This is a genomic window from Paenibacillus sp. FSL H8-0259 (assembly GCF_037963255.1).
GTDB lineage: Bacteria > Bacillota > Bacilli > Paenibacillales > Paenibacillaceae > Paenibacillus_AQ > Paenibacillus_AQ phytohabitans.
Window position 1 is genome coordinate 4,206,941 of the sequence record NZ_CP150147.1, and the last position, 13,343, is coordinate 4,220,283.

8 protein-coding genes are annotated in these 13,343 nt (G+C 54.5%); 6 read left to right on the plus strand and 2 right to left on the minus strand.

The window, feature by feature from the left end; translation table 11 throughout:
• Positions 1-211 precede the first annotated feature (211 nt).
• Positions 212-1,459, plus strand: coding sequence for an MFS transporter (locus tag NSU01_RS17870; RefSeq protein WP_076243142.1), 1,248 nt, complete (start codon positions 212-214; stop codon positions 1,457-1,459).
• Between the two features lie 161 nt (positions 1,460-1,620).
• On the opposite strand, the gene NSU01_RS17875 is transcribed toward NSU01_RS17870, so the two are convergent.
• Both NSU01_RS17875 and NSU01_RS17880 read right to left on the minus strand, forming a co-directional pair.
• Positions 1,621-2,499, minus strand: coding sequence for a carbohydrate ABC transporter permease (locus tag NSU01_RS17875; RefSeq protein ID WP_076243141.1), 879 nt, complete (start codon positions 2,497-2,499; stop codon positions 1,621-1,623).
• A 32-nt stretch (positions 2,500-2,531) separates the two neighbouring features.
• Complete coding sequence (locus tag NSU01_RS17880) at positions 2,532-3,383, minus strand: ABC transporter permease subunit (protein WP_076243194.1); 852 nt, start codon at positions 3,381-3,383, stop codon at positions 2,532-2,534.
• 223 nt (positions 3,384-3,606) lie between these two features.
• Here NSU01_RS17880 and NSU01_RS17885 point away from each other — a divergent pair, with 223 nt between their 5' ends.
• The 5 genes from NSU01_RS17885 (at position 3,607) to NSU01_RS17905 (ending at position 13,153) form a co-directional block, all read left to right on the plus strand.
• On the plus strand, positions 3,607-5,370 hold the full coding sequence (locus NSU01_RS17885; protein ID WP_042137514.1) for a sensor histidine kinase: 1,764 nt from the start codon (positions 3,607-3,609) through the stop codon (positions 5,368-5,370).
• Positions 5,348-6,958 (plus strand): response regulator, encoded by a 1,611-nt coding sequence (locus NSU01_RS17890; protein WP_076243193.1) that lies wholly within the window; start codon positions 5,348-5,350, stop codon positions 6,956-6,958. The genes NSU01_RS17885 and NSU01_RS17890 overlap by 23 nt, the downstream gene beginning before the upstream one ends.
• Positions 6,959-7,069: 111 nt before the next feature.
• Positions 7,070-8,797 (plus strand): extracellular solute-binding protein, encoded by a 1,728-nt coding sequence (locus NSU01_RS17895; protein WP_042137515.1) that lies wholly within the window; start codon positions 7,070-7,072, stop codon positions 8,795-8,797.
• A 163-nt stretch (positions 8,798-8,960) separates the two neighbouring features.
• Entirely contained in the window at positions 8,961-10,103 is a 1,143-nt protein-coding gene (locus tag NSU01_RS17900) for a hypothetical protein (RefSeq protein WP_076243140.1), read from the plus strand.
• A 32-nt stretch (positions 10,104-10,135) separates the two neighbouring features.
• Positions 10,136-13,153, plus strand: a complete 3,018-nt coding sequence (locus NSU01_RS17905; protein ID WP_076243139.1) for a right-handed parallel beta-helix repeat-containing protein — start codon at positions 10,136-10,138, stop codon at positions 13,151-13,153.
• The last annotated feature ends 190 nt before the right edge of the window (positions 13,154-13,343 follow it).

A 13,343-nucleotide genomic window follows, 5' to 3' on the forward strand; every position in this document is an offset into this window, starting at 1 on the left:
TCCGTTCTCGGAGCATCGCACGTTGAACCTACTCAAAAAAACCAAGGCTGCCTTTTGGGACAGCCCCTTATTGAGGTGAGAAACTGCTCCTATTTATTTACTTAAGCCTTTATAGATCCGGGTCTGGTCCGTATAATAAGGATGGGAAAGGAGATCCTTGCCTATCATTAAGGGAAGTATATTTATGGATCAATAGGAGGTATAAAGACTGATGAGGCCTGAAACAAGCGCAAACCCGCCGAGCCTGTTCCGTAACCGGTTCCTGCAGACAATTCTTTTATCAAGCGTGCTGCTGCAGATTGGCATCTGGGTGCGTAATTTTGCTATTCTTCTCTATGTTGCAGACAGAACCAACAATGATCCCTACGCTATTTCCCTGATTAGCGTAGCTGAATTCGCGCCTATTTTTGTGTTTTCATTCATCGGAGGTACGTTTGCCGACCGGTGGCGGCCGAAGCGGACTATGATCTGGTGCGATTCACTATCCGCAGTATCGGTGTTCGCCGTTCTGATGAGCATTCACTTCGGTTCTTGGGAATCCGTGTACCTGGTCGCCTTCATCTCGGCTATTCTTTCCCAGTTCTCACAGCCTTCCAGCATGCGGTTATTTAAATACCATGTGCCTGAAGAACAGCTTCAGCAGGGCATGGCGCTCTTCCAATCGCTGATGGCCATCTTCATGGTGCTTGGGCCCATGCTGGGCACTTTCGTTTATAGCACCTTTGGCCTGGAAACCTCAATCGCTGTAATGGGTGTGGTTTTTCTGCTGTCTGCGCTCGTCCTTGTTCGTCTGCCCGAGGATCAGATGCAATCCCAAACGGTCAAGGTAAAAGGGCAATTCCGTAAAGATTTCATCGAAGGCTTTCGTTATGTCTGGCAGAGCCAGGTGCTGTGTATGCTCGGACTCGCATTTATTCTGGCTGGACTTTCGGTTGGAGTAGCCCAAGCGCTCAATCTGTTTATCGTAACAGAGCGGCTGGGCCGAAGTGAGGAGTTCCTGCAATATATGCTTATGGTGAATGGAGCAGCCATGCTGATCGGGGGAGGGATTGTAGCCGTCTTTGCCAAAAGAGTACCGCCCCAGCTTCTCCTGGCTATAGGCATGCTGACAGGCGCCGTTTGTACCACGATTGTCGGGTTTTCGACAAGCATTCCGCTCACGCTTAGCATCCAGTTTCTAAATGGGCTTGTTTTCCCTTGCATTCATATCGGGATCAGTACGATGATTCTGAAATGGTCACATACATCCATTGTCGGCCGGGTCAACGGAGTGCTGAATCCGATGTTTGTCGGGATGATGGTCGTTTCCATGTCCTTTGCCGGCGCGCTTAAGAACGCTTTTTCACTGAGTACGATCTTTAGCGGAGCAGGGATATTATTCCTCCTCGGCGCAATGGTGATGTTGCCGATCATGAATCAAAAAGCGCCGGATCATACCTCTGCTGCACAAGAAATATAATCTCACGGATAAAGATGGTGTACTTACTTTATTCCCTTCTGATATTGTGTGCAAGATGCGAAGCAGCATTCCCCGTTATCGGAGAATCGCTGCTTCATTGACGTTTTACGGGTGCTGCATAAACAGTTCTTAATGGGCTGTAATGCCTGTCAGGGTTCAACCTACTCCTTAACGGCACCAAGCACGATACCCTTGACGAAAAAGCGCTGGAGAAAAGGATAGACCAGCAGGATGGGCAGCATGGCGATGAAAATCTGCGCGGATTTGACGCTCCGGTTGGAGAGCGTTTGCAGATCCTCGAAGCGGATACCGGTCTTGCTGAAGTCCTGCACAACGACGATGGTCTGCAGTAGCGTGGCGAGGGGCCAGCGGTCGGGCGAGGTCATGTAGAGCATGCCGTCAAACCAGGCATTCCAATGGCCCACAAGGGTGAACAGGGACAGGGTGGCGATGGCCGGGAGCGATACGGGCAGATAGATTCTGGACATAATCTGGAAGGAGGTTGCACCGTCCATAATCGCGGCTTCATCTAGGTCGCGCGGCAATGCCCGGAAGAAATTCATCATCAGGATGATATTCCAGACATTGACCAGACCCGGGAGGATGAAGATCCAGAAGGAATTGATCAGGTTGATCTTCTCCATCAGGATATAATGCGGGACCAGCCCGGCGTCAAAGATCATAATAATTAGAAAGAACCATACATAGAAGCTGCGTCCGCGGAATTCCTTGGAATTCCGCGAGAGGGGGAAGGCGGCCAGCACCGTTACGCACATGGCCAGTACCGTGCCGACAGCGCTTCGCAGCACCGAGATTCGAAGTGCCGACAGGAAATTACTATTCTCGAAGGTACGCAGATATCCATCCAAAGAGAAATCCACGGGGATCAGTCCGACAAGGTTGGAATCTGCTGCCGATTTGCCGCTGAGGGACACCGCAAAGATATGAAGCAGCGGCAGCACACAGACCACGGAAATCAAAACAAGGAAAGCGATATTGAACAGATAGAATACGCGGTAGGTGGGGTTTTTATGGTACATGAGGCCTTTCCTCCTTCAAATTGACAAGCATCTCAGAAAATCCGGTAATTTGCCCACTTGTAGGCTGAATAGTAGCCTCCTCCAATCATGATGAAGCCGATCACCGACTTGAACAGGCCGACGGCGGTGGACAGGCTATATTGGCCTTCCTGGAAAGAACGGTAGACATACGTATCGATAATATCGCCCTTGTCCAGCACCAGGGAATTGATCAGATTATAGATCTGGTCGAAGTTGGCGTTCAGCATATTACCCAGCGACAGGGTGAAGACCACAACGATGATCGGCAGCATCGAGGGGAGCGTAATGTAGAGAGTCTGCTTCATACGGCCCGCCCCGTCAATCTCCGCCGCTTCGTAGAGCGCGGGATTGATGCCGGACAGTGAAGCCAGGAAGACGATGGCGCTGAAGCCGAATTCCTTCCACAAGTCACTTAGAATAACGGTGAAGCGGAACCAGTTCCCTTCACTGAGGAACATCACGGGCTGCATGTGGAAGAAGCTGAGCAGCTGGTTCACAATTCCTTCCAGGGACAAGAGATCAAGGAGAATGCCGCCCAGAATCACCCATGACATGAAATGGGGCAGATAGACCAGGGTTTGAACCGAACGCTTAAGCCCCGTCTGGCGGATTTCGTTGAGCAGAAGGGCGAATATCACCGGAACTACGAGCCCGAAGGCGATTTTGAGACAGGAGATAATCAGTGTGTTGAGAATGACCTGCCGGGAATCATGCATCGAGAAAATCAGCTCGAAATTGCTCCAGCCCACCCACGAAGAGCCGGAAATGCCCTGCCAGGGCTTGAAGTCCTGAAAAGCGATGATGATGCCCGGCATAGGGGCATATTTGAATATCAGCGCGATGATGACGGCTGGCACCAGCATAAGATGCAGCCTCCATGTGGCGGCAAACTGCCTGGCTATCGTGCCGGTTCCGGGATTGGCCTTGGGAGCGGCATTGGCCGCCATATCTGTGCCTGGCTTCATACGGGTCTCCTCCTAAATGTCCGCCGCTTGCGGATTCTACCACCATATTAGGCTTGACAATCCTGAACTGTACAGATATAGATATTTAAGGTAACTGTCAATTTGTTAAGGGGGTGCTGCCATGCGGGGATACCGGCCGGTATTTGTCAAAATCACTGCCGTTATTTTTATGCTGATTTTGCCAATGGCTCTGCTCTATACGTATTTCAGTGAGAAGAGTCTTGAAGTCATCGATGGACAGATTACAGATAACAACGAAAGCCGCTTGTTTTTCCTGAAGAATCAGATTGAGTCGAACATCGACCGCTTGTCCTTATCCTCCAGTGTGCTGACGAGAGATTCCTCCATTACGGATTTGCAGCTCAATCTGCTTACCGAGGATTATTATCAGACACTATACTACCAGACACAGGTCAAGGAAAAGCTGCAGCTGCAGAGCCTTTCCAGCAACTGGCGCAACGATCTGTCCGTCTATTTGCCGGAGAGCCGGCGACGTATATCCACAAATCCGGGTGACACGTTCGACATGAAGGAGATGAAGCTGTCTCCCGCGGGTGTATGGAGGCTGCATCCGGGCACCGGTGCGGTGAATCCGTATTATCAGATGTTCGTCTGGGACCCTTATCTTTCGCAGGAGCAGAACCAGGAGCCCGTTGCTGTATTCGAGGTACGGTTCACGGTCGACAATATCCGGCGGATGCTGGGTGACTACAAGCAGGATAATCCCGGCAAAGCTTTTCTGCTCACGGCTTACGGTACAGCTTACGGCGCGGCATCCGCAGACGATGCCGCCGCAAGGGAAACCGGGCGCCGGCTGCTCAAAGACCCGATGGAGGAATCCGGACACCGGAGCCTTGAAATCGGCGGGGAGGATACTTTTATCAGCTATGCGTATCTCTCCTCCCTGGATGCCTATCTGGTGGATTATGTCCCGCTTGATGTTATTCACGCACCGATTGTGCAGAGCCGCAGAATGTTCTATCTCAGCTTTGTTGTTTTGGCCCTGCTGGCGCTTATTGCCTCTTATCTGCTGTACCAGCATGTGCAGAAGCCGGTGTCAGAGGTGGTTAAGGGCTTGCGGAGCTTTGAGCGGGGCAATTATTCCTTTCGCATAAGAAAGCGCTTTAATAACGAATTTGACTACATGCGCCTGCGGTTCAATGAGATGGCCGAGCAGACCCAGCATTTGATCAATGACGTCTATGAGGAGCAGAACCGTTCAAGGCTCGCAACACTGAAGCAGCTGCAGTCCCAGATTCATCCCCACTTTCTGTACAATTGCCTCTCCTTCATCGCCGCCTGCGCCAAGGCAGGGGAAACGGAAACGATCCGGGAGATGGTCTATCATCTGGGTGATTATTACCGCTATACGACACGGGTGGAGAACCAGCGTCCGCTCCTGGAGGAAGAGGTACAACAGGCCAGGAACTATCTGCATATCTACGCCTTCAGACTGGAGCGTCTGGATTTCGGGCTGAATATTCCGATGGAAATGCTGGCTGAGCCAGTCCCCCGGTTGTTTCTGCAGCCTGTAGTGGAGAATGCCATTATCCATGGTGTGGAGCCGCAGCCGGGAGCGGGAACGATACAGGTCACAGGTGTACAAGAAGGGGAGTATAATCTGCTGCAGGTTGAGGACAGCGGGGCGGGCATGACGGAGGAGAAGATCGCCGGCTATATGAAAGAGCTGGAGCTGCCCATGAATGAGCAGACAGGCTGCGGCCTGTGGAATGTCAATCAGCGTCTGAAGCAGCAGTACGGTCCGGGGTCCGGCATCAGGCTGGACGCCTCGCCGGGTCTCGGCGGTTTACGGGTCAGCCTGCGCTGGAAAAGGGAACATGAAGGAGGACAGCCAAGTGAAAATGCAGCTGATGCTCGTCGATGACGAGCCGATGATTCTTAAGAGCATGGTCCAGAATGACTGGGCTTCCGCCGGTGTGGAGCATGTGTATCAGGCAGCATCCGGTCTGGAGGCGGCAGAGCTGCTGAAGCATCATCCGGTCGATATTGTGGTCACGGATATCCGCATGCCCGGGATGGATGGTTTGGCCTTATGCAAGCATGTGCATGAGCATTATCCAAGAACCCGCTGTGTGCTGCTGTCAGGCTTCGGCGAATTTGAATACGCCCGGCAGGCGATTGAGCACCGGACGGTAGGCTATCTGCTGAAGCCGGTCAAGGATGAAGAGCTGCTTGCTGAGGTGAAGCGGGTTGCCGCCGGCCTCCGCACGGAATGGGAGCAGATTGCTTCCCAGGAACGGGCGCGGCGGACCTTGCACCAGCATATGCCGATGCTGCGGTCGGGATTTCTGAATGATCTGCTGTCAGGCCAGCTGCCGGAGAATGGAGCGTTAGCCGAGCGGTTGAAGGAGTACCAGCTCCCCTTCCATGCGGAGGATTCGCTGCTGCTGGTGATGGTGCGGCCCGAGAAGGTATTCGGCAGCGGAGAAGAACCGGATGCCCTGCTGTTTGAATATGCGGTGCGGAATATTGCCGCAGAGATTCTGGAGCCGCACTGTAATGTCTGGCATTGCCGCGATGCCTATGGCTATCTCATCTTTGCGCTGCGCAGCCGGGAGCAACCGCATGAGATGGGTGAAATGGAGGTGAAAACTCTGCATACACAGGCACATGAACTGCAGCTGAAGGTGTCCGGCCTGCTCAAGGGGCAGGTCTCGCTTTTGCTGAGTGAACCGCTGCGATTCCCCATGGAGCTGGCGCAGGTCTACCGCAAGTCGCTGAACGAATTCCGGAAAATCCCGCGCAGTGAGCAGGAATTCCTGGCTATAGCGGGCAGCAACCGGACGGTTGAACGCACCTTGACCTCACTCTATGCGCCGCCGGCATTCCTGCGGCTGATGGAGGGAGGCCGTTGGGATGAAGTACGCAGCAATCTGGCCGCCATTGTCCGCGAAATGGAGGAGAAGCTGCTCGATTCCGAAGAGCATCTGGCCGAGCTGTACCATACGCTGGTGAGCGCTTTCCTGGCCATTGCCCACCAGCAGGGAAAGACCCTCATGGAGGCGACATCCGGGAAGGGAGAGATTGGTGAATCAGCCCGGATTATGCGCAGTGCCGGCACCATTGCGGACTGGGCGGAAGAGATATTGTCCTGTCTTGCGCAGTCGGAGAATGCGGAATACAACGATCACAAGCGCCAGCTGCTGGCGAGAATCCACCGCTTCATTGAGGAGAATCTTGCCCGGGATGTCTCCCTGCAGAGCATTGCCGACCACGTGAAGCTCCATGCGGTATATCTGTCCTCCATGTATAAGCAGGAGACGGGCGAGAATCTGAGTGATTACATTATGCGTTACCGGATGGAGCAGGCGGCGGTGCTGCTGCGCTCTACGGAGATCCGGATTTATGAGCTGGCCGCCCGGCTGGGCTTCCAGAATCCTCCGTACTTCAGCAAGCTGTTCAAGAACTATTACGGGATCACACCGCAGGAATACCGGGAACGCCTGCTGTAACAATGCTTAAGAATTTAGCATATCACCTTAAATCTTTCTCTCTTACTCCCGTGAAAGCGTTGTAATAAGATGAATGCGTCAGAGATTACAGGAACACAGGGAGGCACTTGCATGAAGAGGACAAAAAAAAGGTTCGCGCTGCTATTGTCGGCAACGCTGCTGCTGTCGCTGCCCACAGCTTGTTCACCGAGCAGCAGCAACGGGGCTGCCGGCACAGCACCGCCGGTATCCGCCCAGCCGTCTGCGCCTGCGGAGGCGGAGGGAGACGCTGCCCGGATTGAAGGGATCAGGGATGGAACATACCGCTTCGAAACTCCGGTCACCATCACTACCGTTACAGCCACGGATTCCAGCTTCAAGTACAAAAACGGGGAGACACTGAGCGACAATGTGCATACCCGTTGGGCGAAGGAGCAGCTGGGGATTGATATCCAGCATCTGTGGGAGGTGCCCGGCGAGCAGTTCGCCACCAAGATGCGGCTGATGCTGACAGCCAAGCAGGAGCTGCCGGATGTCGTCACAACGATGGATATCGGACTGATGAATGAGCTGATCGAATCCGGAGCCTACAAGGATGTTTCAGCGGATTTCGACAAGTATGCCTCGGACCGTGTGAAGGAGATCTTCAGCTCCCACCCGCTGATCTGGAGCCAGGTTACCTTCGAGGGTAAGCATATGGGCCTGCCTTACTTCGCCAATGCCGGTAACGATAATGCTGTCATGTGGGTCCGCCAGGATTGGCTGGACGAACTGGGGATGCAGGCTCCATCAACCTTTGAGGAGCTGGAGGCCTTCATGCAGGCGCTGCTTGATAAGAAGCCGGGCAATACGGATTCCATCATTCCGCTGGGCGTGAGTCTCGGCTCGGGCGGCGGCCACCCGAATCCGCTGGCAGGCTGGCTCGGGGAGAGCACCTGGATCTTCGGGCCGTTCGGAACCGTTCCTTACCAGTGGAACCAGGGCGCGGACGGTAAGCTGGTGCACGGTTCGACCGTACCGGAGATGAAGAAAGGCCTTGAGGTAATGCGGAACTGGTACCAGAAGGGCTATATCTCCAAGGAGGCCGGGCTGCACGATGAGAACAAGCTCGCCGAGCTGATTGGCCAGGGACGGGTAGGGGTTGTGGTGGCTCCATATTGGCTGGGCAGCTGGCCGGTTCCGGACCTGCAGAAGAACGTGCCGGGAGCGACAATGAAGCCGTACCCCATTCCCGTTGAGAATGGCAAGGCGGGAGCGCGGGATACCACGTTCCTGAAGGGAGGGATGCTCGTAAGGGAAGGCTTTGAGCATACCGATGCTCTGTTCCTGTATCTTAACCGTCTGTTCGCCGGAGTGGACAAAGAACCAGGCAGCGAATTCGAGCACGGCTGGGCCGAAGACTATGACTATACCCTCAAGGCGGACGGAACAGTCTCCACAGTTAGCGAGGATATCCCCGGAGGCTCGGTAGGGGTCTACAAATACTTCCTGTATGAGCCAAAGGACCCGTTCAGTGTGCTGCAGCAATCCGCAGACAAAGGGGATTTGCTGGAACAGGGAAATCTTACAGACGCTGAAGCTGCGGCTCTTGGCAATCCCGATATTCTGAAGGCGGCGCAGATCGTCGTCGATGGATGGGCCAAGGACAGCTACTGGGCGCCCAAGTTCCTGGGTGCCAGTACACCGGCGATGCAGTCCAAGGGAGGCATCACGACGAAGCTTGAAGGAGAGGCGATCATGGCGATCATCTACGGCCGCAAGCCGCTGGAGGATTTCGATACATTCGTCAAGGAATGGTACAGCATTGGCGGAGAGCAGATGACGAAGGAAGCCAATGAATGGTTTGACAGCACGAAGTGACGGCGAACCCAGCAGGAGTTATCCGGGCTAAAGCTGCCTGCTGCAGGAGTCTAGCCGGAAGGAGGAGGAGAAACGGACGGGAAGCCGGGATCATCTCCTCCTTTTTGCTTGTTTGGACAATAGGCAACTTATCTATACCTGCAAAGGAAGAAGGAAAGAGGCTATGAAGTGGACAAAAAGCAGAGCCGCCGCAGCTTCGGGTGTCCCGCTGTGTCTGGCCGTTATCCTGCTGTTAAGCGGAGGCGGAGTCCCGGAAAGGCTCGTTGGGCCTGAGGGAAAGGAGAATGCTTCCGCCAAGGCCCAGGGCATAACGGAGCGGATGGCAACGGACCCCGAGGTGGCACGGATCAACGGGTATGCAGTGACCGCGGCGGAACTGAAGTATGCGATGGGACTCCAGCGCACGCAGGTGATTGAGTACTTCCGGGATACTTACAACCAGGCTTATGAAGGGAACTTCTGGGAGCTGGAGATTGGCGGGGAGAATCCGCTGGAGATGCTCAAGCGTGAGGCGCTTACCTCCTGGACTCGAAGCCGGATTCTGCTGGAGATGGGTCATGAAGAAGGGCTTGTTGACAGCACGGACTTTGGCGGGCTGCTCTCTGAGATGGAACGCGAGAACAAACGGCGGGCTCAGGCTGCTGTTGCCGGGATAGCGGTGTTTGGTCCGGCCGAGCTGGATGAAGGCAGCTTCATTCCCTACTATTTGAGCAATCTGGAGGTTGCGCTTCGGGAGAGGATGACAGTGCCTGGGGAACACGGACGGGATGATGAACCGGCACGGGAGGATCAGGTTAGCAGCATTCCTGAGGAACAGGAGCTTACGTTTACCCGCATTTCCATAGCATACCGGAGCAAAGGGCAAGGTGTAGCGGATAACAAGCCGGGAACACAACAGCTTCTGTCTGAGGTGCGTCAGTTGCTTCTTGAGGGCAGAAGCCCGGAAGAGGCGATTTCAGAACTGAGAAATGATAACGCTTCCTTTCCTGACTTGACTCTAAGCAGTGAAAGTCTGGACAGCGCAAACGCCAGAGTGTATTTCCGCGAGCAGGGCCAGCTGTACGCCTGGCTGACCGGTGAGCGGGAGTCCGGCGAGATCAGCCCGGTCATGGATGAAGGCTTCACAGGGGAATGGGTAATGGCGGTGCTTGGCGATGTAAAACCGCAGAAGCCAGAAACAGCAGCGGAGGAGCGGAAAGGGAAAGCGGCGGCGGAGACAGGCTTCGGGCGGAAACTGGAGCAGCGAATCCGTTCCGCCCGGATTGAGCTAACGGAGCCGGGATATTCCGGCCTGCAAATGCAGTAGCATACCATTCATATCGGGAGGTTTAAGACAAGATGACAAGAAGACCATGGCATCAGATGAACAAGCTGATTTTGACGGCAATCCTGATTCTGGCATCTGTACTGTCTGTATTAGTCCCGTCAACGGTCCGTGCAGACGGTACATCCTATTATGTCGATTCGGCAGGGGGCAGCGACAGCAACACAGGCAGCTCCGATGCCCAGGCCTGGAAGACCCTGGACAAAGTGAACGCCACAGTTTTTCAGCCTGGGGACCGCATTCTGTTCAAGGCGGGCGGAGTCTGGACGGGGACGCTGTCACCCCAGGGCTCCGGCAGCGAAGGCAGCCCGATTCAGATTGACCGGTACAGCGAAGGGGCCAAGCCGTTGATTGCAGGTGGTGGTGCCGCCGCTGCCGTATATTTCTACAATCAGGAGCAGTGGGAGGTCCGTAATCTCGAGATTACCAATAATGCAGCCAGTCCGGGCGAGCGCAGAGGCATTCATGTCAGCGGCAGCAGCGGCAGCTGGACCAATCCCAAGGTCTATAAGCATTTCGTGTTCGAGAATCTCGATATCCATCAGGTCAAAGGGACAACAGCCACCGATTATGTGCATAACGGCGGAATTATCGTCTGGGGTCCGGACTGGGATCTTCATGTGTCGGACGTGGTCATCAAGAATAACCGCATCTATTCGCTCGACAGTGTAGGAATCTATCTGAATGGAGCACAGCGTACCTACTCCACCGGTCTTAAGGTGCAGAATAATGTCATTAACGATGTGGCTGCCGACGGGGCGGTTGTGCTCAATACGACGGGCGGGGTCATCGAGCATAATGTGGTGTACGATACCCATGTCCGAGCGTCCGGGTATCATGTGCCGCTGTGGGTATGGGGCACGAAGGATGCGGTCATCCAGTTCAATGAAGTGTACAACACCGCCCCCGGCGGCGACGCGATGGCCTACGATGCGGATTATAACAGTGACGGCACTATTATCCAGTACAACTACAGTCACCATAATGCAGGGGGGATGGTACTGGTCGTCAATGACGGGACAGCTGCCTCCAATTACAATACCAATGCGGTCGTCCGCTATAATATCAGCGAGAATGACGGCGGGGCGGTGTTCAATCTGAACGGCCCGGTCAGCGGCGCGAAGTTCTATAATAATACGGTCTATCTGCCGCTCACTTCCAGCACTAAGGTGGTCAATTACGGCTTTTGGGATGGCTATGCTTCAAATACGGCCTTTTACAACAACCTGATCTATAATCTGGGCACCGGGGGATATCAGTTCGGCTCCAGCACCGGAAACATATTCGATAATAATCTGTTCTATGGCAACCATCCATCCAGCGAACCGGCTGACCCGCACAAAATCACCGCTGATCCGAAGCTCGCTTCTCCAGGCTCAGGCGGCATTGGACGCGGCACGCTGGCGGGCTATCAGCTGCTGAATACCTCTCCGGCCATTGGCAGCGGCAGAATCATCAGCGGCAACGGCGGAAGTGATTATTTCGGCAACCCTGTTCCGGCAGGCACTGCTCCCAATATTGGGGCATACCAGGGAGCGGGGCTGGATCCGAACAATCTGCCTCCACTGCCGCAGCCGCCTTCCCAGAATAATCTGCTGCTTAATCCGGGGTTTGAGACAGGTGATTTCAGCAACTGGCCGCTCCATTACAATGGAGCTTCTATCGTGAATACCGGAGCGCACAACGGTGCCTACGCTGCGGCACTTACCGGCAACTATGCCGGAATGGAGCAGAACATTGGCGGACTGCATCCGAACACCATGTATAAGCTGTACGCTTATGGCGCAGCCAGCGGCGGCGGCTCAGCCGTATTCGGAGTGAAGAACCACGGCAACGCCGAACAGAGTGTCTATATGACTGCAGCTGCTTATACCCGCAAGGAAATTACATTTACGACAGGGGCCTCCAGCACCAGCGCTACAATTTTTCTGTACAAAGCCGGAGGGACGGGACAAGTGACGTTCGACGATCTGGAATTGATTCAATTCAGCGCATCTCCTGCCGGTCCCGCCGAACCGGTGTTCACCGAAGGCGGAAGTGACGAATTCGCCGGGCCGGATCTGGACGGTCAGTGGACTTGGGTACGTGAGAACAGCGCAGCCTGGTCGCTGACGGCTAATCCCGGCTCTATGCGGATTACTGCCGAGAACGGAGAAATCGCAGAGGGGTCTGCAACGGCCAAGAATCTTCTGCTCACCGGAGCGCCTGAAGGGGACTGGACCTTAGAGACTAAGCTGACGGGATTACCGGCGTCCCCATGGGCCCAGGGCGGACTGATTGTCTATGAGAGCGATGCGACCTTCGTCCGGATTACCCGGATGTACGGCACCGGCAACGAATTCCAGTTCACTGCGCAAAAAGACACCGTGCGGCAGCATGTCGAAACTGCCGATACCCTGGGATCGGCGGTATACCTTAGACTCGTAAAGACGGGCAATACGTACAGCGGCTTCTATTCCGCTGACGGTGTGAGCTACCAGCAGGCCGGAGCGGATCAGACAGTGGAAATTGCGGAGCCTAAGATCGGCCTGTTCACGGGAGGCGGTACAGGATTTACGGCGAACTATGATTATTTCCGGTTCATTCCCGTGGAGACCGAACCGGAACCGGAGCCGGTCAACCTGCTGCAGAATCCCGGCTTCGAGATCGGTGATTTCACCGGCTGGGCAGTCCATTATAATGGTGCTGCGATCTCAGACACTGCCCCGTATACAGGGAACTATGCTGCCCGGCTGAGCGGGCAGGCTTCAGGCATGGAGCAGACGGTCTCCAGCCTGCTTCCGGACACGACCTACAGGCTGTCCGGCTTAGGACAAAGTGCAGACGGTGGTGTAGCGGTATTTGGGGTCAAGAATTACGGCGGCACATTCACGGATGCCTGGGGCTTCGAGCAGGGCGCAGGATATGTGCACAAAGAAATTGAATTCACAACAGGAAGCGCCAACACCAGCGCCACGATTTATCTGTATAAAGGCAGCGCCGCCGGTGAAGTCCATTTCGACGACCTGGTGCTGACAGCGGTGCAGCAGTAGAAGCCAAGGTATCACAATAGATCAATAACCGTATTGAAGCGGTGAAGTGGATTACGATAATTCCGGTATAACCGGCAATCAAAAGGGACGGTTCTTCAAGTCACTTCAGTGACTTAAAGGACCGCTCTTTTTTTAAAAAACGAGGCTAACAAACCGAAAGTGGAGACAATCTATCATAATTTTATTTAAC

Coding starts and splice junctions, on each gene's coding strand:
- NSU01_RS17870 (WP_076243142.1), top strand. CDS start 212: ATGAGGCCTGAAACAAGCGCAAACCCGCCGAGCCTGTTCCGTAACCGG.
- NSU01_RS17875 (WP_076243141.1), bottom strand. CDS start 2,499: ATGTACCATAAAAACCCCACCTACCGCGTATTCTATCTGTTCAATATC.
- NSU01_RS17880 (WP_076243194.1), bottom strand. CDS start 3,383: ATGCTGGTGCCAGCCGTCATCATCGCGCTGATATTCAAATATGCCCCT.
- NSU01_RS17885 (WP_042137514.1), top strand. CDS start 3,607: ATGCGGGGATACCGGCCGGTATTTGTCAAAATCACTGCCGTTATTTTT.
- NSU01_RS17890 (WP_076243193.1), top strand. CDS start 5,348: ATGCAGCTGATGCTCGTCGATGACGAGCCGATGATTCTTAAGAGCATG.
- NSU01_RS17895 (WP_042137515.1), top strand. CDS start 7,070: ATGAAGAGGACAAAAAAAAGGTTCGCGCTGCTATTGTCGGCAACGCTG.
- NSU01_RS17900 (WP_076243140.1), top strand. CDS start 8,961: ATGAAGTGGACAAAAAGCAGAGCCGCCGCAGCTTCGGGTGTCCCGCTG.
- NSU01_RS17905 (WP_076243139.1), top strand. CDS start 10,136: ATGACAAGAAGACCATGGCATCAGATGAACAAGCTGATTTTGACGGCA.